Here is a 25,864-nt window from a genome sequence, read left to right as displayed (position 1 = left end):
GATGAACCGTATCTACCGTTTGATCTGGAACACCACGCTGCGCTGCTGGTCGGTAGCCAGCGAGCACACCCGCTCGCGCGGCAAGCCGGCCTCGGCGACCTGCGTGCTCGGCGCGGCGCTGTGCGTGATGCTGGCCGGCCCAGCCGTGGCCGCCGAGGCAGGGCCAGACCCTGACAACACGGTGGAAGCCGAGCCTGCGGCCACTGCCGAGGACGACGCGCCGGGGGCGCCCGGGCCCGTGCAGGATCCGCTGTCGGCCGACGTGTTTGACGCGACAGCCATCGGCGTGCGTGGAGCCGGCATCAACAGCCAGAACGTGTTGATCGGCGGCGGCACATCCATCAACAGCACCCGCGGCGTGGCCATCGGCGTGGGGTCCACCACGGCCTTCGACGGCGTCGGCATCGGCGCCAACGCCAAGGCCAATGCCGGTGGGGTGGCGATCGGCATCGATGCCGCCACCAGTGTGGGCAGCGGCGGAACGGCCATCGGCAGGAATGCGCGGTCCGACGCACAAGGCGGCACCGGTGCGGTGGCCCTCGGCATGAACAGCTACGTCGGCGTGAGCGGCAACAGTGCCGTCGCCATCGGCTCCAGCGCCCGCGCGGAAGGCTCCAATGCCACGGCACTCGGTGCCGGGGCGCAGGCGTCGGGGACCACGTCGATCGCGGTGGGCAACAACGCCAAGGCGCCAGCCAGGGGCGCGATCGTGATCGGCGACGGCGGCACGCTGGCCAACGCCAATGCGCACCACGCCATCGTCATCGGCAGTGGCGCGCGTTCCGGCGGCTATGACGCCGGCATCGCCATCGGCCAGAACGCGGTTACCGACGGCTCGGGCAAGGCGGTTGCGCTGGGCGCCCAGGCCAATGCCAGCCACGGCAACGCGGTTGCGCTGGGTGCCGGCTCGGTGACCACCGCCACCAACCAGGTGTCGGTGGGCAATGCCACCACCAAGCGCAAGATCGTCAACGTGGCCGATGCCGCATTGAGCACGACCAGCACCGAAGCGGTCACCGGCAAACAACTGCACGCCACCAACCAGAACGTGACCAGTGCCATCAACACGGCCAACGGCGCGCGTACCACTGCCAACGATGCGCTGGCCAAGGCCAATGCCGCCAGCGGCCTGATCAGCCAGACCGCCGCCAACGGCAACGTCCGCCTCGGCGGCAGCAACACCGGCGCCACGCTGGATGTGCGCAACCAGTCCAACGCCAACCGCCGCATCACCGGCGTGGCCGATGGTGCGCTGAGCACCAGCAGCACCGAAGCGGTGACCGGCAAGCAGCTGCACGCCACCAACCAGAATGTGGCCGGTGTCACCACCACGGCCAATGCCGCCAAGGTCCAGGCCGACGCGCTGGCGGCGCGCCTGTCGGCGGCGGCCCTCGCTTTCGGGGCCGAGGCGGCCGCTGCAGGTGACGGCGCCGTGGCGATCGGTCGCAAGGCCAGTGCGCCCGCCAAGGGCGCCATCGTGATCGGTGATGGGGGCGGCCTGGACAACGGCAACGCGTACCATGCCGTCGTGATTGGTACCGGGGCGCGCTCCGGGGGCTATGCCAGCGGTGTCGCGATCGGGCATGAAGCCGTCACCGGAGGTCACGGCAAAGCGGTGGCGCTGGGCGCCCAGGCGGTGGCCAACCACACCAATTCGGTGGCGCTGGGTGCAGGCTCGACCAGCCAGGCGGACAACCAGGTGTCGGTAGGCAATGCCACCCTCAAGCGGCGCATCGTCAATGTGGGCGACGGTAGCTTGAGCACCACCAGCAGCGAGGCGGTCACCGGCCGGCAGCTGCACGCCACCAATCAGAATGTGAGCGCGGCGACCACATTGGCCAACACCGCGCACAGCATCGCCAACGACGCACAGACCAAGGCCAACGTGCTGGGCGGGCTGCTCAGCCAGAGCGCCGGTAATGGCGATGTTCGCGTGGGCGCCAGCAACACCGGCGGTGCGGTGGACATGCGCAACCAGTCCAACGCCAGTCGGCGGGTAACCGGCGTGGCCGATGCGGCACTCGGCACTGGCAGCACCGATGCCGTCAGCGGCCGGCAGCTGCATGCGACCAACCAGAACGTCGCCACAGTGACGGCCACGGCCGCCACGCTCGGTGGGCTGGTGGGTCAGACCGCGGCCAACGGCACCGTACGCCTGGGCGCGCAGAACACCGGCACCACGCTGGACGTGCGCAACCAGGCCAACGCCAACCGGCGCATCAGTGGCGTGGCCGATGGCGTGGTGAGTGCCAGCAGTGCAGACGCGGTAAGCGGGCGCCAGCTCAACACGACCAACCAGAATGTGACGGCGGCAACCACGCTGGCCAATACCGCGCACACCGTCGCCAACAGCGCGCAGACCACGGCCAATGACGCGCAGTCCAAGGCCAATGTGCTGGGCGGCCTGCTCAGCCAGGCAGCCGCCGATGGCGATATGCGTCTGGGAGCCGGCAACAGCGGCGGCGTGCTGGATGCGCGCAACCAGAACAACCAGGCACGCCGCATCCGTGGCGTGGCAGAGGGTGTGCTGAACGCCACCAGCGACGAGGCCGTCAGCGGCCGCCAGCTGTTCGCCAGCAACGCGCAGATCGCGCGCAACCGCGAGGATATCGACAGCCTGCGCAGCGATTTCGCCGACTTCGATCCGGATCTCAGCGATGTCGTGCGCTTCGACGAGGAGGGCAATGTGAGTCTCGACGGCGGACGTCTGATCGCGCTTGCAGAAGGCGACCTGAGTGCCGGCAGCCGTGAGGCGGTCACTGGCGGGCAGTTGTTTGTGACCAATGCGCGGGTGTCGGTGCTGGAGGAGGCCAACAAGTACGCGGCGGTGGGGTACGACGAATGGAGCGAGGCCGCACAGGCTGGGCTTCTGGCTACGGCGATGGGGAGTGATACCTTGGCGATGGGCGAGGGCGCAACTGCGGTGGGCAGCTTTGCGCAGGCAAGAGGAAAAAACTCCGTTTCGCTGGGGCGGGCGGCCTTGGTTCATGAGGAGGCGGAGAACGGCTTCGCCTTGGGCGCGCGTTCACAAGTCCACGTACTTGATGGCGTCGCTCTCGGATCATCTGCAGAGGTGCGCGAAGGAGCGAGCCAGAGCGTTGCTCTTGGTGCCTGGTCAGTCGCTCAAGGCCCCAACGAGGTCTCGCTGGGGCATGGCACGCTCAAACGTCGCGTCACCAACGCAGCCAACGGTATCCAAGGCAGTGACCTCACCACCGTGGATCAGCTCGCCGGTGTGATCAACGCGCTCGGTGGCGGCGCCCGATTTGCTGCAGACGGCAGCGTGATCGCCCCGTCGTACAGCGTGCAGGGCGTGGCGCACGGCACTGTCGGTGATGCGCTGGGCGCGCTGGATGCCGAGGTGACCGGCACGCAGCACGGCCTCGATGCGGTGGGCGAACGCCTGCACGCGCTGGACCAGGCCCGTGCAGCGAGCGATGCCACCGCCGTGCGTTTCGATGCCAACCGCGGTGCGGTCGACTTCGGTGGCGCGATGCTGATCAACGTGGCCAACGGCATGATCGCGCCGGGCAGCCGCGATGCGGTCAACGGTGGGCAGCTGCATGCGGTGCAGGAGCAGATCAACGGTCGCATCGATGGGCTGCAGTCGCAGATCGACGGACCGGCGGCGGCCGACAACCGGCAGGCGTCGGTGGACGACACCGCAGTGGACGAGGCACCGGCCGATGCGCAGGTGCCGGAAACGCCGGCCAAGGACGCGCCTGCCGTGGCGTCGGCCGACGCGCCGAAGCCGGGCCCGACGGCCGATGATCCGCCGCCGGCGGTGGACTCGCGTGCGGTGGATGAGGCGGTCAACCAGGCCAACGCGTACACCGACCAGGCGATGGCCGGCGTGGACCGCAAGCTGGACCGCATGGACAAGCGTCTGAACCGGATGGCGGCGATGGGCAGTGCGCAGGCGGCGATGGCGATGAACACCGCCGGCCTGAACACCTACAACCGCCTCGGCGCGGGTGTGGGCCATGCCGAAGGCGAGTCGGCGCTGGCAGTGGGTTACCAGCGCGTGCTCAACGAGCGTGGCTCGGCCACCTTCAGCCTCAACGGCGCGTTCACCAACAGCGGCGAACGCACGCTGGGCGTCGGCTTCGGCGTGGGCTGGTAAGTCCTTCAGCAGGGGCGGCGCCGTCCGGCCGCCCCGGTTGATCAACGCCCCGTGCGGTTCGCCGCACGGGGCGTTTTCGTTTCCGCGTCACCGGTCTGGGCGGCCGCTCAGGCGCCGCCGAGGTAACTGTCGATCTCGTCCTGGCTGAGCAGGTCGCGCAGCTGGGCCTGCGAGGCGCGGCGCATCGGCTTCTCGTCGATGGCCGACAGCGGCGGCTGCCGCAACGCGTCGTAGGGCAGGACCGCGATGTCGAAGGTCAGGTCTTCGGCGCTGAACACCCACACCGGCACGTCGAGGTTGCGCTCGCGGTCCAGCCGCAGCCGTCGCATGCGCGATTCGGCCGGGATGCCGTGTTCCTCCAGAAAGCGCTGCACCGCGTCGGCATCGTCGCTGTGGACCTGCACCTGCACGGGGCTGTTGGTATCGGCGGTGCCGTCCAGTACCGGACCGCACAGGCGCGGTGCAAAGCCGTGCAGGAACTCCATCGCGCGCAGCGCGGCTTCGCGTCGCTGGCGCAACTGGGTGCCGTGGTCGGCGCCGGCGAACAGGCGCTGATACTCGCGCAGCGCATCCTCGATCTCGGCGTTGCGTGGCAACGACGCATCGTCGTGGATATCCAGCCGTGCGGCGGCCTTGAGCTTGGCCTGGTGGTAGTCGCGGATGCCGCCCTCGGCCATCAGGCGGGCGGCTTCATGGGCGAGCCGGTGGCGGCGTTCGCGGGTCTGGGTGGCTGCATGCTGACGCGCTCGATGCATGACCGTGCTCCTTGGCGACCTGCACGCGACTGTACACCCGCGATGTGACAACGGGGTAGGCGGCTGCAATGCGGAATCCCGGGGCCTGCTGCGGCCCCGGGCATCGCGGTGGATCAGAAGATGTCGAACGCGGCGTCGTCGGCCTGCGGTGCATGGGTGTCGAAGCTGTATTCCTCGATCTTGTCCATGTCCTCGACCTTGACCCATTCGGTGGCGCCGTTGAGCGTGGCCTGGACCATGCCGGACGGCGGCTCGTTCTGCGCGATCGGGGTGTCCTTCAGCGCGGCGCGCATGTACTCGATCCAGATCGGCAGGGCGGCGCGGCCACCGTACTCGCGGTAGCCCAGCGAGCGGAAGTCGTCGCGGCCCACCCACACGGTAGTGGCGTACGGACCGCCGAAGCCGGAGAACCACGCATCGCGGTGGTCGTTGGTGGAGCCGGTCTTGCCGCCCACGTCCTCGCGGCCGAGCACCTTGGCGGCGGTACCGGTGCCGCGCTGGACCACGTCGCGCATCATCGAGACCAGCTGGTAGGCGGTACGGGCGTCGATGGCACGCGGGGCGACCTTCGCATCCGGATTGACCGGGCGCGGTGCCTCGGCCACGGCCTGCTGCGGTTTTGCCGGTGCGGCATTGGCAGCGGGTGCGGCACCGAAGTTGAAGCCGTCCACAACCTGGCTGGCCGGGGCGCCACCGCTGGTGCCAGCGCAGTCGCGGCAGGCCACGGCCGGGTTCTCCTTGAACACCACGTTGCCGTCGCGGTCGGTGACCTGGTCGATCAGCCAGGTGTCCACGCGCGAGCCGCCGTTGGCGAACACGGCGTAGCCGCGCGCCACCGACAGCGGGGTCAGCGAGGCGGTACCCAGCGACATCGACAGGTTCGGCGGCAGCTCGGCCTCGGCGAAGCCGAACTCGCTGATGTACTTGCGTGCGTAATCCACGCCCATGCCATCAAGCAGGCGCACCGAGACCAGGTTGCGCGACTGCACCAGCGCTTCGCGCAGGCGCATCGGGCCGCGGAAGCCGCCGCCGTCGTTCTGCGGCGACCAGGTCTTGCCGCGGCGGTCGCGGAACACGACCGGGGCGTCCAGCACGATCGAGGCCGGGTTGAAGCCCTTGTCGAACGCGGCGGCATAGATGAAGGGCTTGAAGCTGGACCCGGGCTGGCGACGCGCCTGGGTGGCGCGGTTGAAGCTGTTGCCCGAGAAGCTGAAGCCGCCGACCAGCGCCTTCAGGGCCCCGTTTTCTGCATCCAGCGAGACCAGCGCGGACTGGCCACGCGGGACCTGGTCCAGCAGCCACTCACCCTCCTTGGCGCCGGGGCGCACGCGGACGATGTCGCCGCGCTGGACCAGCTTGGCCGGGGTCTTGCCGGTCCACTTGGCGGCCGAGGCCGGCAGCACGATCTCGCGGCGGTTGGCCAGCACTACGGTGGCGCTGCCATCGGCGGCCGTGCTGGCCACGATGGCCGGCAGCAGCACCGACTGCACCGGGATCTTGCGCACGTGTTCGGCCAGGGCGGCGGCATCGTCGCCGGCACCGAGCTCGACCTGCTTCTCCGGCGCACGCCAGCCGTGGCGGTGGTCGTAGGCGAACAGCCCGTCGCGCACCGAGATGTTGGCGGCGGTCTGCAGGTCGGAATTGATGGTGGTGGTGACGTGGTAGCCCTTGTTGACCGCGTCGCCACCGAACCGGGCGATCATTTCCTGGCGCACCAGTTCGGCGACATAGGGGGCCTCGACCTGCACCGGCGGCTCGTGCGCGCTGGCGTGCATCGGCACCGCCTTGGCGGCGTCGGCCTCGGCCTGGGTGATGAAGCCCAGGCTGGCCATGCGCTGCAGAACGTAATAGTCGCGGCGCTCACGGGCGCGCTCGGGGTTGCTCAGCGGGTTGCCGCTGGAGGGGAACTTGGGGATGCCGGCCAGCGAGGCCATTTCATCCAGGTCCAGCTCGGCCAGCTTCTTGCCGTAATAGAACTCGGCCGCTGCGGCCACGCCGTAGGCGCGGTTGCCGAAGAAACTCTTGTTCAGGTACAGCTCGAAGATCTCGTCCTTGCTCAGCTCCTGCTCGATCTTGCGCGCCAGCAGGATCTCCGAGATCTTGCGGGTGTAGCTGTACTCCGAGCTCAGGAAGAACTGGCGGGCGACCTGCTGGGTGATGGTGGAACCGCCGGGCACGCGCTTGTCGTTGGTGGTGGCCAGCAGCCACACCGCGCGGGCGATGCCCTTGTAGTCCACGCCGCCATGCTCGTAGAAGCGGGCGTCCTCGGTGGCCAGGAAGGCCTGCTTCAACCGCAGCGGGACGTCCTTCATCTCGACGGGGCTGCGGCGGGTCTCGCCGAACACGGCCATCAGTTTGCCATCGCTGGCATACACATACATGGGTTCCTGGAGCTCGATGTCGCGCAGCGTCTGCACGTCGGGGAGCTTGGAGGACACGGCGTAGTAGAGGCCGCCGGCAACCGCCGCGCCAATCAATGCCAGGACCAGGAACGCCACCAGCATCCAGCGCAGCCAACGGCGTAAGCGTGTCATCAGGACAGATTCCGATTGCGAATTTCGTGGTCGCAGAGTATAGATTACGCAAGGGAACGGCTGGGGTTGTTCCCGGGGAGAGCAATTCGTTCACCGTCTGGGGATGCGTGAAACGTGCCGTAGTGCTCGTTTCACAGCGTGACGGTTGCGGTTTGCAAAAAAAACGTTATTAATGCGCGGGCGCAGGTTATGCGTCCAAGTGCCCGTCGGCAGGGGAGAAACCGTGGGGCTTATCCCAAAGAGCCAGTCGCCGCTTATTGGCGTCGACATCAGTTCGACTGCGGTAAAGCTGTTGCAGCTTTCACGCAGTGGCAACCGTTTTCGCGTGGAACATTACGCCGTGGAACCACTTCCGCCGAATGCGGTGGTGGAAAAGAACATCGTCGAGGTCGAAGCGGTCGGGGAGGCCATTCGACGCGCCGTGAACCGTTCGGGGACCAAGGCCCGGCATGCCGCCGCTGCCGTGGCAGGCTCGGCGGTGATCACCAAGCTGATCCCGATGCCGGCCGATCTGGATGAGAACGACATGGAAGCCCAGGTCGAGCTCGAGGCGGTCAATTACATCCCGTACCCGATCGAGGAAGTGAACCTCGATTTCGAAGTGCTGGGCGCCATTCCGAACAACCCGGAAATGGTCCAGGTGCTGCTGGCGGCGTCGCGTTCGGAGAACGTCGAGCTGCGCCAGTCGGCGCTGGAGCTGGGCGGGCTGACCGCGCGGGTGATGGACGTGGAGGCCTTCGCGGTCGAGAACGCCTTCGCCCTGGTCGCCAGCGAGCTGCCGGTGGCCAGCGATGGCGTGGTGGCGCTGGTGGACATCGGTGCCACCATGACCACGCTCAATGTCCTGCGTGGCGGGCGCAGCCTGTACAGCCGCGAACAGGTGTTCGGCGGCAAGCAGCTCACCGATGAAGTGATGCGCCGGTACGGCCTCACCTACGAGGAAGCCGGCCTGGCCAAGCGCCAGGGCGGGTTGCCGGAAAGCTACGAGATGGAAGTGCTGGAGCCGTTCAAGGAAGCCACGGTCCAGCAGATCAGCCGCCTGCTGCAGTTCTTCTATGCCGGTAGCGAGTTCAACCGTGTCGACCACATCGTGCTGGCCGGCGGGTGCGCGGCGCTGGCCGGTCTGCCGGAGATGGTGGAAGAACAGCTGGGCGTGGCCACCATCGTGGCCAACCCGCTGGCACAGATGACGCTCGGCCCGAAGGTGCAGGCGCACGCGCTTGCCCAGGATGCCCCGGCGCTGATGATCGCCACGGGTCTGGCCCTGAGGAGCTTCGACTGATGGCACGCATCAATCTATTGCCCTGGCGCGCCGAACGGCGCAAGCAACGCCAGCGCGACTTCTACACCATGCTGGGTTTTGCCGCCATTGGCGGTGTGCTGCTGTCGTTGCTGATCTGGTTCTACTACGACCGTCAGGTGACCGGGCAGGGGGATCGCAATTCCTTCCTGCAGGCCGAGATCGAGAAGGTCAAGGAACAGAACAAGGAGATCGAGCGCCTGGATCGCCAGAAGGACCGTCTGCTGGCGCGCAAGAAGGTGATCGAGGAACTGCAGGCCAAGCGCTCGCAGATGGTGCACCTGTTCGACGCGCTGGTCCGGACCATCCCCGATGGTGTGGTGCTGACCGCCCTGAAGCAGGAAGGTGACATCCTCACCCTGGAAGGCCGCACGCAGTCCAACGCGCGTGTCAGTGCCTACATGCGCAACCTGGAAGGCTCGGGCTGGATGACCAAGCCGGAGCTGTCGATCATCGAGGCCAAGGCGCCGGAGAAGGAGAAGGACGGCGCGCCGCCGGTGGGTCCGGTCGCGGACATCAAGGCATTGCCCTACATGTTCGAGGTCAAGGTCACGCTGCCGGCCCAGAGCGATCCGAATGCGGTGTCGCCTGCCGTTACCGGCACTGACCCTGCCGTCGATCCGGCCGCGCCGGCCGTCGCGCCGCTGTCGCCGGGACCGGCGCCGGCACCTGCTGCCGGCACCCCGGCCGCTGCACCTGGCAGCCCGCCTGCCAGCGCACCGGCTGCGCCCGCCGCAGCGCCTGCATCGACCCCGGCCGATGCCGCCCCTCCGGCCAAGCCGTCCGGCAGCCGCATCGCACCGACCGCCCCACACGCACAACCGGCTGCGCCGTCCCCGGCACAGAAGGGGGCCGCATGAGCCAGAAAGTCAATCTGAAAGAGCTGGACTTCAACAACATCGGCAACTGGCCGCAGAAGGCCAAGGTGGTGTTCTGCGCGCTGCTGGCGCTGTTCATCGTGATCATGGCGTGGTTCGTCCTGATCAGTGGCAAGCGCGAGGAGCTGGGAACGCTGGAACAGCGCGAGAGTGAACTGCGCGCCGAGTTCGAGAAGGAACAGGGCCGTGCGGTGAACCTGGAGCCGCTCAAGCAGCAGCTGACCCAGATGGAGCAGGTGCTGCAGCAGATGCTGCGCCAGCTGCCGAGCAAGACCGAAATGCCGGACCTGATCATCGACATCTCGCAGACCGCGCTGTCCAGCGGCCTGTCCAACGAGCTGTTCCAGCCCGGCGCGGAGGCGCCCAGGGAGTTCTACGCCGAGAAGCCGATCGCACTGCGCATGGTGGGCAGCTACCACCAGTTCGGCGCCTTCGTCAGCGGCGTGGCATCGTTGCCGCGCGTGGTCATCCTGACCATGCACGACATCAACCTCAAGCCGAAGGACCCCAAGACCGGCATCACCGCCCGCAGCGGTGCGCTGGAGCTGTCCGGTACGGTCAAGACTTACCGTTACCTGGATGACGTGGAGATGGAAGCCCAGGAGAAGGCTGTCGCCGAGAAAGACAAGGCAGCCAAGGCCGGAGGCACGCCATGAGCCTGGGGACGACCGCACGGGTCTGCGTGGTACTGCTGGCGGCGGTATTGCTGGGAGGCTGCGCACGCGGCGTGACCAGCACGCCCGGCGATGCGCCGAACCTGGAGAAGTGGGTAGCCGACGTGCGCGCCCGGCCGGCACCGCCGCTGGAGCCGCTGCCGGTGATGCAGCAGTTCGAAACGTTCGAGTACTCCGCGCAGGGGATGCGCGATCCGTTCACCGATGCCTGGACCAATCCGCAGGGCGGATCGGGCCTGCGCCCGGATCCGAACCGCCGCAAGGAGCCGCTGGAAGCCTTCCCGCTGGACAGCCTGGACATGGTCGGTTCGATCGGCCGCGATGGCGGGCTCGTCGCGCTGGTGATGGCGCCGGACAAAGTCACCTATCGGGTGCGTCCGGGCGTGTATCTGGGGCAGAGCGACGGACGGGTGACCGGGGTCTACGAGGACCGGATCGAACTGATTGAACTTGTGCCCGATGGTGCAGGCGGCTGGCTGGAACGGCCGGCAACGCTCGCACTTGAAGATCAATGATTGCTTACGGGGATAGCACGATGACCTTTTCCAATGCCATGCGGCTGCGTCCGGTCCGGCGCCAGAAGCGGATCCACCTGTGCGCGCTGGGAGTCGCGCTCATGGTGGCCAATGGCACGCTGATGGCGGCCACGCCAACCGGCACCACGGCCCCAGCGGTTGTGGCAACGCCTGCGGCGGCTACCGCCCCGGCGTCGCTGTCGGTGGCCAAGATCGATTTCAAGCGCGGCGACGATGGCGCCGGTCGCCTGATCCTGCAGTTCGACGGGCAGGGGGCCAATCCGGACCTGCGCAGCCAGGGCAACAGCGTCGTGATCGACGTTGGCAACGCGCGCCTGCCGGAAAGCCTGCAGAAGCCGATCAATGTGACCGACTTCGCCACGCCGGTGCAGCGCATCGATGCCAAGCCTTACGGTGGTGGCACCCAGCTGGTGCTCAACACCAACACCGCCTTCGAGTCGCTGGCATACCAGAGCGGCAACGAGTACGTGGTCGAGATCAGCCCGCGCCAGGCCATGCCGGCCACCGGCGCGATCAATGCCACCACCGTGACCCAGGCCGCCGCGGCCGTGGGCCAGCGCGGGTACAGCGGCAAGCCGGTGACCTTCAACTTCCAGGACGTGCCGGTGCGCACGGTGCTGCAGTTGATCGCCGAGGAGTCCAACCTCAACGTGGTCGCCTCCGACAGCGTCGAAGGCAACGTCACCCTGCGTCTGATCAACGTGCCGTGGGACCAGGCGCTGGACATCGTGCTGCGTGCCAAGGGCCTGGACAAGCGCCGCGATGGCGGGGTGATCTGGGTTGCGCCGCAGCCGGAGCTGGCCAAGTTCGAGCAGGACAAGGAAGACGCGCGGATCGCGATCGAGAACCGCGAAGACCTGATCACCGACTACATCCAGATCAACTATCACAATGCCGCGCAGATCTTCAAAGCGCTGACCGAAGCCAAGGGCATCGGCGGCGGCGGTGGCGGCAGTGGTGGTGGTGGCAGCGGCAACAGCGGTCAGGAAGACAGTGGCTTCCTGTCCTCGCGCGGCCGCATCGTGGCCGACGAGCGCACCAATACGCTGATGATCAGCGACATTCCGAAGAAGGTCGCGCGCATGCGCGAACTCATCAATGTCATCGATCGTCCGGTGGACCAGGTGTTGATCGAGAGCCGCATCGTGATCGCCACCGACACCTTCGCGCGCGAGCTGGGCGCCAAGTTCGGCATCACCGGCAACCGCGACAACGTGTTCTTCGGCGGCCAGACCGAGACCAACCACGAGAACATCACCAACCAGGCCACCAACAACTACGATTACAACAAGGCCGTCAGTGAGTGGATCGCCGGCGGCCGGACCGGCGCCGTGCCGGTACGCGCCCCGGACAAGATCAGCACCGGGCTGCTGAACTGGAACTCGGCCGTGGCTGCGGCCAGCAACCCGGGTTCGCTGGCGCTGTCCATCCTCAACGCGGGCTACCTGCTGGACGTCGAACTGTCGGCGATGCAGCAGGAAGAGCGCGGCGAAGTGATCTCCAACCCGCGCGTGGTCACCACCAACCAGCGCGAGGCGCTGATCAAGCAGGGTAAGGAAATCGGCTACGTGACCATCAGCGGCGGTGGTGTCGGTGGTGCGGCCCAGGCCAACGTGCAGTTCAAGGAAGTGGTGCTGGAGCTGAAGGTCACCCCGACCATCACCAACGACAACCGCGTGTTCCTGAACATGGCGGTCAAGAAGGACGAAGTCGAGCGCTACATCCGCCTGGAAGGCTACGGCGAAGTGCCGACCATCAACCGTCGCGAGGTCAACACCGCGGTGCTGGTGGAGGACGGCCAGACCGTGGTGATCGGTGGCGTGTACGAGTTCACCGACCGCAACAGCATCAACAAGGTGCCGTTCCTGGGCGATGTGCCCTTCCTGGGCAACCTGTTCAAGAAGCGCAGCCGCAACAAGGACAAGGCCGAACTGCTGGTGTTCGTGACCCCCAAGGTCCTGCGCGTGGCCAAGACCAACTGAGGTCCGCCGCACGTCAGGTGAAAAGGGCCGCCCCGTGCGGCCCTTTTTGCGTTCAGCCAATCTTGATGCGATGGCACCGTCCGGCCTGCCATCATGGCAATGGAACCTGACGCCTGTTGCGTGGGTCATACGGATGCCATGAATCTGCCCCCTCCCATGCCCGAGTTCGACACCCCTCCTTCCCCCTCCGACGCAGACGGCGATCGCCTGCATGCCGCGTTCACCGGCCTGCGCGATGCGTTGTCGGCCGAGATCGTCGGCCAGCGTGCGCTGGTCGAGCGCCTGCTGATCGCCCTGCTGGCCGATGGTCACCTGCTGGTTGAAGGCGCCCCCGGGCTGGCCAAGACCACCGCGATCCGTGCCCTGGCCGCGCGCCTGGAGGCGGGTTTTTCGCGCGTGCAGTTCACCCCGGACCTGCTGCCGGCCGACCTGACCGGCACCGAGATCTGGCGCCCGCAGGAAGGGCGCTTCGAGTTCGTGCCCGGGCCGATCTTCCATCCGATCCTGCTGGCCGACGAAATCAACCGGGCCCCGGCCAAGGTGCAGTCCGCGCTGCTGGAGGCGATGGGCGAACGCCAGGTCACGGTGGGCCGCCACACCTATCCGCTGCCGTCGCTGTTCCTGGTGATGGCCACGCAGAACCCGATCGAACAGGAAGGCACCTTCCCGCTGCCCGAAGCGCAGCTGGACCGCTTCCTGATGCACGTGCGTATCGGCTACCCGGACTCCGACGCAGAGGCGGAGATCCTGCGCCTGGCCCGCGAACGCGCCCGCGAAGCACTTGCCCTCCCGGTGGCGGCGCCTTCGCGGATGCCGCTGGACGACGTGTTCGCCGCGCGTCGGGCGGTGTTGTCGCTGCACATGGCGCCGGTGCTGGAGCGCTACCTGATTGAACTGGTGCTGGCCTCGCGCGATGCGGCACGCTACGACCCGGCGTTGGCCCGGCGCATTGCGTGGGGCGCCAGCCCACGCGGCTCCATCGCCCTGGAGCGCTGCGCACGCGCGCGCGCCTGGCTGGCCGGCCGCGACTTCGTCACGCCCGAGGACGTGCGCAGCGTGGCGCCGGACGTGCTGCGCCACCGCGTGCTGCCCAGCTACGAAGCCACGGCCGAAGGCTGGGATGGCGACCGCCTGGTCGCCGAGCTGCTGGCCCGCGTGCCGGCACCGTGAGCCGATGAAGGACGCCGTCGTGGATACCCAGGCCCCGGTACTGGACGGGGACGGCCTGCAGCCGACCCTGCCTGAGCTGGTCGCGCTGCGCCGCAGCGCCCATCGTCTGCGCCCGCCACGGCGCGGCCGCATGGGCCATGCCGGGCAGGCGCCGTCGCCCGCACGCGGGCGCGGCATGGAATATGCCGAATCGCGCGAATACGTGCCTGGCGACGACGCCCGCCACATCGACTGGCGTGTCACCGCACGCAGCGGCCGCGCCCACACCAAGCTGTTCCAGGCCGAACGGGAGCGCCTGACGCTGCTGGTGGCCGATACCGATCCGGTGCTGTATTTCGGCACGCGGGTGCGCTTCAAGTCGGTTCAGGCCGCGCGCGTGGGTGCCGTCGCGGCGTGGCTGGCGCAGCGCCAGGGCGACCGCCTGGCCGCCGTGCGCGGCAGCCTGCGCGAAGCGCCCATCGCCCCGGCGGGCGGCACGCGCGGCGTGTTGCGCGTCCTGGATGCCTTGACCCGCTGGTACGCGCAGCCGCCGGCCGACGATGCCGGCCTGGATCGCGCGCTGGAACAGGCGACGCGGCTGCTGCGTCCCGGCGCGCGCGTGGTGGTACTGGCCGATCCGGGCCGGGCCGCAGGCATCAGCGTGTCGCGCTGGACCGCCCTGTCGCTGCATCACGAGGTGGTGCTGGTGTTGCTGGTCGACCCGCTGGAACTGGCACCGCCGGCGTCACCGCTGGCCTTCCTTGCCGGCGGGCAGCGGGTGTCACTGGACCTGGGCAGCGACGCGGTGCGCGCGCGCTGGCTGGCGCAGTTCGTGGCGCCCTTGGATGCCCTGCGCGAGGCGCTGACGGCGCGGCGCATCCAGGTGCACGTGGTTGCCACCGACGATCCCAGCGACAGCTGGCTCGGCGTGGTGCCGTCGGCGGTGGTGGCATGAGCACGGGCGGCACGCTGCCGCTGCGCGATGTGCACCTGCCACCGTTCCCGCCACTGTGGCCGCTGCCGCTGGGCTGGTGGCTGGTGCTGGGCACGGTGGCCGTGGTCCTGGCCGGATGGTGGGCGTGGCGCGAACGGGGTCGCCGTCGCCGTGCGCGTTGGCTGTCCCTGTTCGACGCGCGGCTGGCCGAGGCGGATGGCCCGGTGGCCGAAGTCGCGGCGATTGCCGAACTGCTGCGCCGTGCCGCGCGCCAGCGCCAGCGCGGCGCCGAACTTCTGGACGGCACGGAATGGCTGGCGTTCCTTGATCCGCCCGGCAGCCGTGCCTTCTCCGACGGGGCCGGACGCCTGCTGCTGGACGGCATGTATCGCGCCCAGGTCGACCCGGCACAGGTGGGGCAGCTGCGCGCGCTGGCGCGTGCGCGTTTCCTTGATCTTATGGTGCGCACATGATGATCGCCGCCGCCCCTCTGCCTGCGTGGCTGTCGTGGTTGTCGTGGACCGAACTCCTGGCCTGGCCCTGGCTGCTGCTCGCGCTGCCGTTGCCGGTGCTGATGCGGTGGTGGCCACTGCGTGCGCAGGACAGTGCCGCGCTGCGCGTGCCGTATGCCGTCGGCACGTTGCAGGGGCTTGCCGGCACGGCCGGTGGACGGCGTCCCGGGCTGGTGCGTGTGCTGCTGTGGCTGGCGTGGGCCAGCCTGTGCGTGGCCGCCGCGCGGCCGCAGCAGCTGGGCGAGGCGGTGACGCCGCCGCACCAGGGCCGGCAGATGATGCTCGCGGTGGATGTCTCCGGCAGCATGGGCGAGCCGGACATGCGCCTGGGCAACCAGGTCGTGCCGCGCCTGACGGCGGCCAAGGCCGTGCTGGCCGACTTTCTTGATCGCCGCGTTGGCGACCGGGTCGGGCTGCTGATCTTCGGCGACCGCGCCTTCACGCTCACGCCGCTCACCACCGACCTGACCAGCGTGCGCGAACAGCTCGACGGCAGTGTGGTCGGTCTGGCCGGGCGCGAAACCGCGATCGGCGATGCCATCGCACTGTCGGTCAAGCGCCTGCGCGAACAACCGCAGGGGCAGCGCGTGCTGATCCTGTTGACCGATGGCGTGAGCAATGCCGGCGTATTGCAGCCGCTGCGCGCGGCCGAACTGGCCCAGGCCGAGGGCGTGCGGGTGTACACCGTGGCGTTCGGCGGCGATGGCGGGCTGAAGGTGTTCGGGGTGCAGATCGCCACAGGCGACGATCCGGTCGACGAAGCCACCCTGCAGAAGATCGCCGCGCTCACCGGCGGGCGCTCCTTCCGCGCACGCAACACCGACGAACTGGCCGGCATCTATGCCGAGCTGGAGCGCCTGGAGCCGGTGACCTCTGCCGGCCCGGCGGTGCGCCCGCGCATTGAACGGTATGCATGGCCGCTGGCCGTGGCGCTGCTGCTGGCCGGGCTGGCCTGGCTGCTGCCGAGGCGGTGGGCATGAACCTGATCGACTGGACCATGCTGCATTTCCTGCGCCCCGACGCGCTGTGGGCGCTGTTGGCCCTGCCCGTGATCGCGGTGCTGTGGACGTGGCGCCGCCGGCGACGCAGCGGGTGGCAGCAGGCGGTAGACCCGCACCTGCTGCCGCACCTGCTGGTGGCAGGCGGGCGGGGAGGGCGCGCGGGCCTGGTGCTGCTGCTGTGTGGCGTTGCCCTGGCGGTGTTGGCGCTGGCCGGGCCCTCGTGGCGGCAGGTGCCGCAGCCGTTGTGGCAGAGTCCGTCGCCGCTGGTGCTGGTGCTGGACCTGTCCTCACGCATCGCCGCCACCGATCTGCCGCCTTCGCGGCTGCTGCAGGCGCGCGCCAAGCTGGCCACGCTGCTGCGGCAACGGCAGGGGGGGGAGGTGGCGCTGCTGGCGTATGCCGATGACGCCTTCACCGTGGCGCCGTTGACTGCCGACACGGCCAACATCGCGCTCTACCTCGATGCGCTCGCCCCGGACGTGATGCCCCGCGACGGACAGCGCGCCGACCGCGCGATCGAGGCGGCGGTCAAGCTGCTGCAGCAGTCCGGCGCGCGCGGCGGCGACATCCTGCTGCTCACCGACCAGGCCGACGCCGATGCCACGCGGGCGGCTGCCGCTGCGTCGGCGCAGGGCATCCACGTCTCGGTGCTGGGCCTGGGAACCGCGGCGGGAGCCGCCTACCGCGCCGATAACGGGCAGATCGCCCAGGCACGCCTGGATGCCGCCTCGCTGCGGGCGCTGGCGGCGGCGGGCGGTGGTGCCTACGCGCCCGTCGCCAGCGACGATGGCGACCTTCGATCGCTCGGCGTGCTCACCCCGCGCACCAGCGCGGGCGACAGCCGGGAAGGCGAGGGGCGTGCCTGGCGCGACGAGGGGTTTTGGCTGCTGCCGCCGCTGCTGCTGATCGGGCTGCTGGCGTTCCGCCGCCGCGCGCTGCTCGGACTGGTGCTGGTGTGTGCGGGCCTGCCCATGACAGTGCCGTCCACCGCGTACGCGGCCGATGGCCCGCCCACGCTGTGGAAGCGGCCGGACCAGGTGCAGCAGGCGCAGGTCGCCGCCGGCGTGGATGCGTACCGGCGGGGCGATTTCAGTGCCGCCCAGGCGCAGTTCGAGGGCGTCGATACCGACGCCGGCTGGTACAACCTCGGCAACGCGCTGGCCCGGCAAGGGCAGTACGACGCGGCGATCGACGCCTACGACCGCGCGCTGGCCAAGCATCCCGGCATGGCCGATGCGGTCGCCAACCGAGCCGCGGTCGACGCGGCGCGTAAGCGCAAACCCCCGCCGTCCTCTTCGTCGGACCAGGGCAAGCCGCAGCCCGGGCAAGGCAAGCCCTCGCCCGGGCAGGGGCAGCCGCAGGACGCGGACGGAAAACCCGGCCAGCCCGATCCTGCCGCGCCGCCCCAGCCGGGCAAGGCGGGCAAGGCGGACACGCCGGCCGATCCACGCAATGCCGATCCGGCGGCGCAGCAGCAGGCCGATGCGGCCCAGCGCGAACGCATGCGCCAGGCCCTGCAGCGGCAGCCGCAGGCCGGCGATGGCCCGCAGCGTGATGCCCGCGCAGGTGCGCAGACGGCCGAACAGCGCGAACAGCGGCAGGCCGTCGAGGCCTGGATGCGGCGCGTGCCGGACGATCCGGGCGCGTTGCTGCGCGCCAAGTTCCAGCTGGAAAACGAACGCAGGAAACAGGAAGGACGATGAAAGCCCATTCCCCCACGCACCGCGCGCTGCGCGCGGTTCTGGCCCTGCTGCTGTGCATCGGGTTCGCCGCGCAGGCGCAGCAGCCCCGTGCCTGGCTGGACCGCGACCGCATCGAGGACGGCGGCACGGTCACCCTCAACATCCAGTCCGACGAGGCCGGTGCCGTACCGGACTACGCGCCGCTGCGCGCGGACTTCGACCTCAGCGGCCAGACCAGCAGGCGTCAGGTGCAGTGGAGCAACGGTGACATGACCTCGCGGACGCTGCATGGCATCGCGCTGTCGCCGCGCCGCACCGGGACGCTGACCATTCCGCCGCTGCGGGTCGGCAGCGGCAGCACGCCGCCGTTGACCCTGCAGGTCGCGGCGGGTGCCGGCGCCGCCGATCCGGGCGCCGCGCGCGGCACCGGGGCGGTGTTCCTGGAAACCGAGGTCGACGACACCACGCCGTACGTGCAGCAGAGCGTCGGGGTGGTGGTGCGGCTGTATTACGCCTCGCAGCTGGTGTCCGGCGAGCTGGTGCTCGATACCCCGGACGGCGCGTCGCTGCAGCGGGTCGGTGAGGACCGCAGCCTGGTGCGCGAGGTCAACGGGCGCCGCTACAACATGGTCGAGCGGCGCTTCCTGCTGATTCCCGAGCGCAGCGGCGCGCTGGCGTTGGCCGGTGCCCGCTTCGATGGCCGCAGTGCCGGCGGGTTCTTCGACGACATGTTCGGCGGCGACGGGCGCCTGCGGGCCCGGGCACCGGACCGGACCCTGCAGGTGCAGGCGCAGCCGGCCGCCGCGCCGCAGCCGTGGCTGCCGCTGCACGACCTGCGCCTGCGCTACACCGCCGCACCCGGCACCGGGCGCGCGGGCGAAGCGGCCACGGTGGTGGTCGAGGCCACCGCGCTGGGCGCCACGCGGGCGCAGTTCCCCGAGCTGCCGGTGCCCGATGTCGGCCCGGCCGCGCAGGTCTTCGCCGAGCCGCCGCAGTACGACGAGACCTTCAGCGGCACCACGCCGCAGCTGAAGCTGACGCGCCGCTACGCGATCGTGCCCCGTGAGCCCGGCGCATTGACGGTGCCGGGCCTGAAGATGGCCTGGTGGGACGTGAAGGCCGGGCAGGCGCGCACCGCCACGCTGCCCGACCTGGCGCTGCAGGTGGGGGCAGGGGCCGGTGCCGGCGCCGCCGGCGCGCCGGCACCGATCGCCCTGGACACGCTGTCGCCGCTGCCCGGCAGTACCGCCGCGCCCTCCACCGCCGTGCCCATCCTGCCGGTGCAGGGCGCGGGCCGGCCGTGGGGCTGGATGGCCGCCGCCGCCGGCTTTGCCGTGCTGTGGCTGGCGACGCTGGCCATCGCGCTGGGCCTGGCCTGGCGCCGGCGCGGCCACGCTCCGACCGCCCCCGGCCGGCCGGCCGCGTCGCCTGCGGCCGCACGGCCCTCGGCGGCCGCGCTGCGCCAGGCGCTGGATGTGCAGGGCCTGGATGAGATCGTGGCGGTGCTGGCCGGCATGGCCGGGGTGCAGACCCTGGAGCAGGTGCTGGAGCAACTGGCCGACCCCGAGCAGCGTGCCACCCTGGTCCAGATGCAGCGCGCGCGCTGGGGTGGCCAGGGCGGCGACGTGGCGGCGGCCCGCCAGGCGCTGCGCCGGGCGTTCCATGACGGACCGCACTGGCGACCGGTGGCTGCCGCGGAAAACAATGGCCTGGCACCGCTTTATCCGTCGGCGCGGTGAGGCATCCCCGTGCCGGCCGGGCCGGCTTTGCTAAGCTGATTCACTATTTTCAGAGGAAAGCCGTTCGATGACTGAGGCCGCAAAGACCCGGCAGAAGCTGCCATTGCACTGGAAAATGGGCATCGGCTTCGGCATCGGCCTGTTGCTGGGCCTGTTCGTGCACGCTGCGGCCCCGGCCGTTCCGGGCCTGGGCGACGTCGCCAAGGGGGTGATGGCCTGGGTCACCACGCCGCTGTCGGGCCTGTTCCTCAACCTGATCTTCATGCTGATCGTGCCGCTGATCTTCTCGGCGCTGATCATGGGCGTGTCGGAGATGGGCGATATCCGCGCCCTGGGCCGGATCGGCTGGAAGACGCTGGCCTACACGGTGCTGCTGTCGGGCATCGCGGTGGGCATCGGCCTGGTGCTGGTCAACGTGCTCAAGCCCGGTGCCGGCGTGGACCCGCAGGTCGCCGCGCAGATGCTCTCGGAGAATGCCGAGCGCAGCAGGGAGATCGTGGCCGGCATCCATGAAACCCCCAAGGGCATGGACATGCTGCTGTCGATCGTGCCGAGCAACGTGCTCCAGGCCGCCTCCGACAATGGCGCCATCCTGTCGCTGATGTTCTTTGCGCTGATGTTCGGCATCGGCATGGTGCTCAGCGACGACGACAAGGTTGCCCCGCTGCGCCGCGCGATCGAAGGCGTGTTCGAAGTCTCGATGACGCTGATCAACCTCGTCATCCGCCTGGCGCCGTACGCGGTGGCCTGCTTCATGTTCAATCTGGCCGCGTTGTTCGGGCTGGACCTGATCGTCCGCCTCGGCGCCTACGTGGGCGTGGTGGTGCTGGCGCTTGGCCTGCACATGGTGGTGACCTACGGCACGGCGGTGTGGTTGTCCGGCCGTTCGCCGCTGTCGTTCTTCCGCGATACGCAGGAAGCAACGGTGATGGCCTTCTCCACCGCCTCCAGCAACGCCACCCTGCCGACCGCGCTGCGCGTGGCCGACCAGATGGGCCTGCCGCAGCGGGTGTCGCGCTTCGTGCTGACTGTCGGCGCCACCGCCAACCAGAACGGCACCGCGCTGTTCGAGGGCGTGACGGTGATCTTCCTGGCCCAGTTCTTCGGCGTGGACCTGAGCATCGGCCAGCAGATCATGGTCATGGCGGTGTGCATCCTGGGCGGTATCGGTACCGCAGGCGTGCCGTCCGGCTCGCTGCCGGTGGTGGCGATGATCTGCGCGATGGTCGGCGTCAATCCGCTGGGCATCGGCCTGATCCTCGGCGTGAACCACTTCCTGGACATGTGCCGTACCGCGCTGAACGTGACCGGCGACCTGGCCCTGACCACGCTGGTGGCCAAGGGCGAGACCGAGGAACTGCCGCCGGCGACGGCGGGACGCGTCAACGGCGATTGAACCGCCGCCAGTCACGATGGGATACTCAACCGGCGCATGGAAGGCGCCGGGATCGGCGCCGTGCGGAAAGGAGCCGAAATGAGGATTTCGCATCTGCTGGCCGTTGGCCTGGCCTTGCTGGCGTTCGACGCCGGCGCTGAACCACGTACCTGTGAGACCCACGCCAGCACCACCGGCAGCTTCGCCGCCGGCCGCCAGTTCTTCACCTGGGACGTGGTGCCCGACGTCGCGCCGGCCGAAGCCCTGCGGCGGATCCACGCGGAGGGCCTCAAAGCGGGCCTGACCGTGGGCCGGCTGGACCCCGAGCTGGGGTCGGTGACCCTGGAACAGACCGCCCCGCTGGCCGACCGCCAGGTGACCCTGCCGGTGAACGTGCTGGTTGAAGGCGAGGGGGAGGGGGCCCGCATCACCGTCAGCAAGACCCTGCCGGCCGGCTATGCCACGCGCGAGGACGTGCAGCGCAGGGCCATGTGCGCGTTCATCGACGCTGCGCGCGGCTGAGGTGCCGGTCCGGGCCTGACCCGGACTGACCCCACCGGTCGTCTGTGGGACAATGGGCAGCCCGCAGCTCCGCGGGAGCCTCCTGATCCCACAGAACCATGACGCAGCCTACCCGCCGCCAGTTGGCCAACGCCATCCGCTTCCTTGCCGCTGATGCGGTCGAAACCGCCAAGTCCGGCCATCCCGGCATGCCGATGGGCATGGCCGACATCGCCGAAGTGCTCTGGAACGATTATCTCCGTCACAACCCGAACAACCCGAAGTGGTTCAACCGCGACCGCTTCGTGCTGTCCAACGGCCACGGCTCGATGCTGCAGTACGCGCTGCTGCACCTGAGCGGCTACGACCTGCCGATCGAGCAGCTCAAGCAGTTCCGCCAGCTCGGCAGCAAGACCGCCGGTCACCCGGAACGCCATGAAACCCCCGGCGTGGAAACCACCACCGGTCCGCTCGGCCAGGGCCTGGCCAACGCCGTGGGCTTCGCGCTCGCCGAGAAGCTGCTGGCACAGCGTTACAACCGCCCCGAACACGAGATCGTCGACCACCGCACCTGGGTGTTCCTGGGCGACGGCTGCCTGATGGAAGGCGTGTCCCACGAAGCGGCCTCGCTGGCCGGCACCTGGGGCCTGGGCAAGCTGGTCTGCTTCTGGGACGACAACCACATCTCCATCGACGGCAACACCGAAGGCTGGTTCACCGACAACACCCCCGAACGTTTCGAGGCCTATGGCTGGAACGTGGTGCGCGGCGTTGACGGCCACGACCCGGAAAGCATCAAGGCCGCCATCGACGGCGCCCTGTCGCAGTTCGACAAGCCGACCCTGATCTGCTGCCGCACCACCATCGGGTTTGGTTCGCCGGGCAAGGCCGGCAAGGAATCCAGCCACGGCGCGCCGCTGGGCAAGGACGAGCTGGAGGCCACCCGCAAGCAGCTTGGCTGGAACTACGGCCCGTTCGAGATCCCCGAGGAGATCTACGCCGGCTGGCGTGCCGGCGGTACCGGCACCCTGCGCCAGGCCGAGTGGGAACTGCAGTTCGACAAGTACGCCGCGCAGTTCCCGGCCGAAGCCGAGGAACTGATCCGTCGCTCGCACGGTGAGCTGCCGGCCGATTTCGTGGCCAAGGCCGATGCCTACATCGCGCAGGTCCAGGCCGACGGCCAGACCATCGCCTCGCGCAAGGCCTCGCAGCTGGCAATCGAAGCGTTCGCGCCGCTGCTGCCGGAGCTGGTTGGCGGTTCGGCCGATCTGGCGCACTCCAACCTGACCCTGTGGAAGGCCAGCAAGTCGGTCGCCACCGACGACCCGAACGCCAACTACGTGTACTACGGCGTGCGCGAGTTCGGCATGACCGCCATCGCCAACGGCTTGGCGCTGCATGGCGGGTTCATTCCGTTCGATGCCACCTTCCTGGTGTTCAGCGACTACGCCCGCAACGGCGTGCGCATGAGCGCGCTGATCCCGGCGCACGCGATCCACGTGTACACCCACGATTCGATCGGCCTCGGCGAAGACGGCCCGACCCACCAGCCGGTGGAGCACCTGGCCTCGCTGCGCTACATCCCGAACAACGATGTGTGGCGCCCGTGCGATGCGGTCGAGTCGGCGGTCAGCTGGAAGTCGGCGATCACCCGTACCGACGGTCCGAGCTGCCTGGTGTTCAGCCGCCAGAACCTGCCGCACCAGCCGCGCAACGACACGCAGGTCGCACAGATCGCGCGCGGTGGTTACGTGCTGGCCGACGCCGAAGGCGGCGTGCCGGACGTGATCCTGATCGGCACCGGTTCGGAAGTGGGCCTGGCCGTGGCCGCCAAGGCGGAACTGGATGCCGCCGGCATCAAGGCCCGCGTGGTGTCCATGCCGTCCACCGACGTGTTCGAGCGTCAGGACGCGGCCTACCGCGAGTCCGTGCTGCCCAACGCCGTGCGCAACCGCGTGGCAGTGGAAGCCGGCGTCACCGGTTTCTGGCGCCAGTACGTGGGCCTGGACGGTGCGGTGATCGGCATCGACACCTTCGGTGCCTCGGCCCCGGCCGATGCGCTGTACAAGCACTTCGGCATCACCACCGAGGCGGTGGTGGCAGCGGCCAAGGCGCAGTTGGCCAACTGATCGCCTTCGGGTGATCCAGTGGTGTAAACGGAAGGCCGGGCATTGCCCGGCCTTCTGCGTTTGCCCAGGGGGAACCCGGCAGACCCGTACCGCCTATGCGGTACGCGCCAACCCCAACCGCACCAGCCGCGCTTCGATCCGTTCGCCGATGTCCTTCGGGGCCTCCAGCCCCATGCGCTGCAGATACACCGCGTCGCCGTCACCGGCCGGCTGCATGACCGCCGCCAGCACCGTGCGCAGCTTGGCCGCGCGCGTCTGCGTGTTCTGCTTCAGCCAGCCCAGCGCCTTGACCAGGTGCTGCTCCACCTCGGTGAAGTCGCTGCCCAGCGGGTAGTCCGGCAGCAGCCCGGACTGGCGGAACGGCGCCAGTGCCGCGCTGACCGACGTGGCGGAATTGCGCTGCCAGGCCGGCGGTGCGGCAAACCCGGTGGCCAGCTTCTTCGCCGCCTTGGCCTGGTCCAGCAGCGCCGCCTGGAAGCGCGCATCGGTGATGCCCGCCATCGCGATCACGCAGTCCTCGTCGGTCATGTTGCGCAGGTCGGCGATGCCGTACTCGTTGATGTACAGGTCGCGCAGGTGGCGCGGGATGGTGGTGTGCCCGTAGTTCCAGCGCACGTTCGACTGCAGCACGCCCTTGTCCTCGCGCGTGGCACGGAAGATCAGCGCGCTGCGCGCGCCGGGGAGGGCATGGGCCATCGCCACGAAGTTGTACTGGCCGCCCACGCCGGAGACCACGCGTCCGTCTTCCAGCGCATCGGAAACGGCCGCGCCCAGTGCGGTGGCCATCATGCAGGAGTTGAAGAAGCGCGCATCGCGGCGCTGCATCCGTTCCAGCGTCTCATCGCCGCCGTAGAGCTGGTTGATCTCGCTGATCCGGCGCATGCCGATCGCACTGCGCTCGTCATCGGGCAGGTCGCGCAGCCACTGGTAGAACTCCGGCGAGCCCAGGTAGAAAGCGCCGTGCAGGTACTCGCCTTCGGCTTCGAGGGTGGCGTAATCGGTGGTCCAGGCGGTGCCATTCTCGATCCGCTGCAGCAGGGCCAGATCGTCGTGCACCTTGCGCCGGATCACCCCGGTCTGGACCAGCCGGCGGAACCCTTCGTTGAGCATTTCACTGCAGCCGTACAGGCCGATCTCGAACGGGTCCAGCCCACCGGAGGCGAGCACGCTGGGGTGCGTGGCCAGGTCGGGATCGAGCGCCTGCAGGATCTGCCGGTAGCGCGCGTTGTCGGTGTGGCGCAGTACCAGCGCGTGGCTCAGCGCATCGGCCAGGGTACCGATGCCGATCTGCAGGGTGCCACCGTCGCGTACCAGCGCGCTGGCGTACAGGCCGATGGCGTAGTCGGCATCGCCGACCGGTTGGCGCGGCAGGCCGAACAGATCCGGATACGGCCCGGGGGGCGTGATCACCAGATCGAAGAACGACACATCCACCGTGGCCGAGCCGGCCAGGTAGGGCAGCTGCGGATCGATCTCGGCGATCATCAGCGGGCGCGGCAGCCCGCGCGCGACCATTGCATCCAGAGTGTCCTGGGTGATGTCGTTGTTGCACGACAGCGACAGGCGCCGGTCGTTCGCACGCATCGCCACTTTCTGCACGATCGCGTGCGGCGCGCGCTGCGCCACCGCGTCGGCGGCGTGGGTGTAGTTGAGGCTGGTGTAGCTGCGCTGCGCCTGCGACGAGCCCAGCAGCGCACCGGACTGCATGTAGAACTCTTCCACCTGCACATGGTCGGGCAGGCGATCGCGCACCATCGCATCGGCGTAGGCCAGGCGCGGGAAATCCGCGCCGAAGTGGCGCTCGGCAAACGGCCCCATGAAGCGCGCTTCCAGCCCGGCACCGCCGCGTGGCGGGTTCAACGACAGTGCGGTGTACAGCTGCAGCGGCCGCGAGGCATCGTTTTCCACGCGCGCATACAGGGCGTTGAGCAGGCGGTGCGGCTTGCCCAGCGCCAGCGGGGCACCCACGCGAAGGGGGCCATCGACCCGTTGCAGCAGCCAGTCAACGGCGGCGTCGAGGTCGGTCAGGTGTTCGGTCATGCGGCGCGTTCCTGCGAAAT

The 25,864-nt window shown here is 69.2% G+C and carries 18 protein-coding genes; 15 read left to right on the top strand and 3 right to left on the bottom strand.

Annotated elements, in window-relative coordinates; translation table 11 throughout:
* The first annotated feature begins 1 nt into the window (after position 1).
* Positions 2-4,123: an ESPR-type extended signal peptide-containing protein gene (locus ACLB90_RS05575; RefSeq protein WP_411851992.1), complete on the top strand. Its 4,122-nt coding sequence runs from the start codon at positions 2-4 to the stop codon at positions 4,121-4,123.
* Between the two features lie 107 nt (positions 4,124-4,230).
* Here the strand turns inward: ACLB90_RS05575 and ACLB90_RS05570 are convergent, their stop codons facing one another.
* Both ACLB90_RS05570 and ACLB90_RS05565 read right to left on the bottom strand, forming a co-directional pair.
* Positions 4,231-4,878, bottom strand: a complete 648-nt coding sequence (locus tag ACLB90_RS05570; RefSeq protein ID WP_411851991.1) for a hypothetical protein — start codon at positions 4,876-4,878, stop codon at positions 4,231-4,233.
* Between the two features lie 113 nt (positions 4,879-4,991).
* Positions 4,992-7,412: a penicillin-binding protein 1A gene (locus ACLB90_RS05565; protein WP_411851990.1), complete on the bottom strand. Its 2,421-nt coding sequence runs from the start codon at positions 7,410-7,412 to the stop codon at positions 4,992-4,994.
* Positions 7,413-7,635: 223 nt separating this feature from the next.
* On the opposite strand from ACLB90_RS05565, the gene ACLB90_RS05560 reads away from it, so the two are divergent.
* The 14 genes from ACLB90_RS05560 to tkt all read left to right on the top strand — a co-directional run bounded on the left by ACLB90_RS05560 (position 7,636) and on the right by tkt (position 23,804).
* The gene (locus tag ACLB90_RS05560; RefSeq protein WP_411851989.1) at positions 7,636-8,694 is read left to right on the top strand and encodes a pilus assembly protein PilM; all 1,059 of its coding nucleotides are present in this window, start codon (positions 7,636-7,638) and stop codon (positions 8,692-8,694) included.
* Positions 8,694-9,572, top strand: coding sequence for a PilN domain-containing protein (locus ACLB90_RS05555; RefSeq protein WP_411851988.1), 879 nt, complete (start codon positions 8,694-8,696; stop codon positions 9,570-9,572). The genes ACLB90_RS05560 and ACLB90_RS05555 overlap by 1 nt, the downstream gene beginning before the upstream one ends.
* Positions 9,569-10,246, top strand: a complete 678-nt coding sequence (locus ACLB90_RS05550) for a type 4a pilus biogenesis protein PilO (protein ID WP_411851987.1) — start codon at positions 9,569-9,571, stop codon at positions 10,244-10,246. The genes ACLB90_RS05555 and ACLB90_RS05550 overlap by 4 nt, the downstream gene beginning before the upstream one ends.
* Positions 10,243-10,779: a pilus assembly protein PilP gene (locus ACLB90_RS05545; protein WP_411851986.1), complete on the top strand. Its 537-nt coding sequence runs from the start codon at positions 10,243-10,245 to the stop codon at positions 10,777-10,779. The genes ACLB90_RS05550 and ACLB90_RS05545 overlap by 4 nt, the downstream gene beginning before the upstream one ends.
* Before the next feature lie 20 nt (positions 10,780-10,799).
* On the top strand, positions 10,800-12,782 hold the full coding sequence (locus ACLB90_RS05540) for a type IV pilus secretin PilQ (protein ID WP_411851985.1): 1,983 nt from the start codon (positions 10,800-10,802) through the stop codon (positions 12,780-12,782).
* Between the two features lie 138 nt (positions 12,783-12,920).
* Positions 12,921-13,952, top strand: a complete 1,032-nt coding sequence (locus ACLB90_RS05535) for an AAA family ATPase (protein ID WP_411851984.1) — start codon at positions 12,921-12,923, stop codon at positions 13,950-13,952.
* A 4-nt stretch (positions 13,953-13,956) separates the two neighbouring features.
* Entirely contained in the window at positions 13,957-14,886 is a 930-nt protein-coding gene (locus tag ACLB90_RS05530; protein WP_411851983.1) for a DUF58 domain-containing protein, read from the top strand.
* Complete coding sequence (locus ACLB90_RS05525; protein WP_411851982.1) at positions 14,883-15,338, top strand: DUF4381 family protein; 456 nt, start codon at positions 14,883-14,885, stop codon at positions 15,336-15,338. Before ACLB90_RS05530 ends, ACLB90_RS05525 begins: the two co-directional genes overlap by 4 nt.
* The gene (locus ACLB90_RS05520) at positions 15,338-16,357 is read left to right on the top strand and encodes a vWA domain-containing protein (RefSeq protein WP_411852704.1); all 1,020 of its coding nucleotides are present in this window, start codon (positions 15,338-15,340) and stop codon (positions 16,355-16,357) included. The genes ACLB90_RS05525 and ACLB90_RS05520 overlap by 1 nt, the downstream gene beginning before the upstream one ends.
* On the top strand, positions 16,354-18,081 hold the full coding sequence (locus ACLB90_RS05515) for a vWA domain-containing protein (protein WP_411852703.1): 1,728 nt from the start codon (positions 16,354-16,356) through the stop codon (positions 18,079-18,081). Before ACLB90_RS05520 ends, ACLB90_RS05515 begins: the two co-directional genes overlap by 4 nt.
* Entirely contained in the window at positions 18,078-19,799 is a 1,722-nt protein-coding gene (locus tag ACLB90_RS05510; RefSeq protein ID WP_411851981.1) for a BatD family protein, read from the top strand. Before ACLB90_RS05515 ends, ACLB90_RS05510 begins: the two co-directional genes overlap by 4 nt.
* Positions 19,800-19,866: 67 nt before the next feature.
* Positions 19,867-21,195 carry a dicarboxylate/amino acid:cation symporter gene (locus ACLB90_RS05505; RefSeq protein WP_411851980.1) on the top strand — a complete coding sequence of 443 codons (1,329 nt, stop codon included), beginning with the start codon at positions 19,867-19,869 and terminating at the stop codon, positions 21,193-21,195.
* 78 nt (positions 21,196-21,273) lie between these two features.
* Entirely contained in the window at positions 21,274-21,696 is a 423-nt protein-coding gene (locus ACLB90_RS05500) for a hypothetical protein (protein WP_411851979.1), read from the top strand.
* Between the two features lie 98 nt (positions 21,697-21,794).
* Positions 21,795-23,804 (top strand): transketolase, encoded by a 2,010-nt coding sequence (tkt, locus tag ACLB90_RS05495; protein WP_411851978.1) that lies wholly within the window; start codon positions 21,795-21,797, stop codon positions 23,802-23,804.
* A 93-nt stretch (positions 23,805-23,897) separates the two neighbouring features.
* Here the strand turns inward: tkt and ACLB90_RS05490 are convergent, their stop codons facing one another.
* The gene (locus tag ACLB90_RS05490; RefSeq protein WP_411851977.1) at positions 23,898-25,844 is read right to left on the bottom strand and encodes an acetyl-CoA hydrolase/transferase C-terminal domain-containing protein; all 1,947 of its coding nucleotides are present in this window, start codon (positions 25,842-25,844) and stop codon (positions 23,898-23,900) included.
* Positions 25,845-25,864 lie beyond the last annotated feature (20 nt).

It is taken from the genome of Stenotrophomonas sp. LGBM10 (genome assembly GCF_046736075.1).
Classification (GTDB): Bacteria; Pseudomonadota; Gammaproteobacteria; order Xanthomonadales; family Xanthomonadaceae; genus Stenotrophomonas.
The sequence above is the reverse complement of the archived record's forward strand: the minus strand, read 5'-3'. Positions and strand labels throughout refer to the sequence as shown.

Excerpts from the sequence above, each read along its gene's own strand:
- ACLB90_RS05520 (WP_411852704.1), top strand. The coding sequence starts at position 15,338 with ATGATCGCCGCCGCCCCTCTGCCTGCGTGGCTGTCGTGGTTGTCGTGG.
- ACLB90_RS05565 (WP_411851990.1), bottom strand. The coding sequence starts at position 7,412 with ATGACACGCTTACGCCGTTGGCTGCGCTGGATGCTGGTGGCGTTCCTG.
- ACLB90_RS05500 (WP_411851979.1), top strand. The coding sequence starts at position 21,274 with ATGAGGATTTCGCATCTGCTGGCCGTTGGCCTGGCCTTGCTGGCGTTC.
- ACLB90_RS05540 (WP_411851985.1), top strand. The coding sequence starts at position 10,800 with ATGACCTTTTCCAATGCCATGCGGCTGCGTCCGGTCCGGCGCCAGAAG.
- ACLB90_RS05490 (WP_411851977.1), bottom strand. The coding sequence starts at position 25,844 with ATGACCGAACACCTGACCGACCTCGACGCCGCCGTTGACTGGCTGCTG.
- tkt (WP_411851978.1), top strand. The coding sequence starts at position 21,795 with ATGACGCAGCCTACCCGCCGCCAGTTGGCCAACGCCATCCGCTTCCTT.
- ACLB90_RS05545 (WP_411851986.1), top strand. The coding sequence starts at position 10,243 with ATGAGCCTGGGGACGACCGCACGGGTCTGCGTGGTACTGCTGGCGGCG.
- ACLB90_RS05575 (WP_411851992.1), top strand. The coding sequence starts at position 2 with ATGAACCGTATCTACCGTTTGATCTGGAACACCACGCTGCGCTGCTGG.
- ACLB90_RS05535 (WP_411851984.1), top strand. The coding sequence starts at position 12,921 with ATGAATCTGCCCCCTCCCATGCCCGAGTTCGACACCCCTCCTTCCCCC.
- ACLB90_RS05570 (WP_411851991.1), bottom strand. The coding sequence starts at position 4,878 with ATGCATCGAGCGCGTCAGCATGCAGCCACCCAGACCCGCGAACGCCGC.
- ACLB90_RS05510 (WP_411851981.1), top strand. The coding sequence starts at position 18,078 with ATGAAAGCCCATTCCCCCACGCACCGCGCGCTGCGCGCGGTTCTGGCC.
- ACLB90_RS05515 (WP_411852703.1), top strand. The coding sequence starts at position 16,354 with ATGAACCTGATCGACTGGACCATGCTGCATTTCCTGCGCCCCGACGCG.
- ACLB90_RS05505 (WP_411851980.1), top strand. The coding sequence starts at position 19,867 with ATGACTGAGGCCGCAAAGACCCGGCAGAAGCTGCCATTGCACTGGAAA.
- ACLB90_RS05530 (WP_411851983.1), top strand. The coding sequence starts at position 13,957 with ATGAAGGACGCCGTCGTGGATACCCAGGCCCCGGTACTGGACGGGGAC.
- ACLB90_RS05525 (WP_411851982.1), top strand. The coding sequence starts at position 14,883 with ATGAGCACGGGCGGCACGCTGCCGCTGCGCGATGTGCACCTGCCACCG.
- ACLB90_RS05555 (WP_411851988.1), top strand. The coding sequence starts at position 8,694 with ATGGCACGCATCAATCTATTGCCCTGGCGCGCCGAACGGCGCAAGCAA.
- ACLB90_RS05550 (WP_411851987.1), top strand. The coding sequence starts at position 9,569 with ATGAGCCAGAAAGTCAATCTGAAAGAGCTGGACTTCAACAACATCGGC.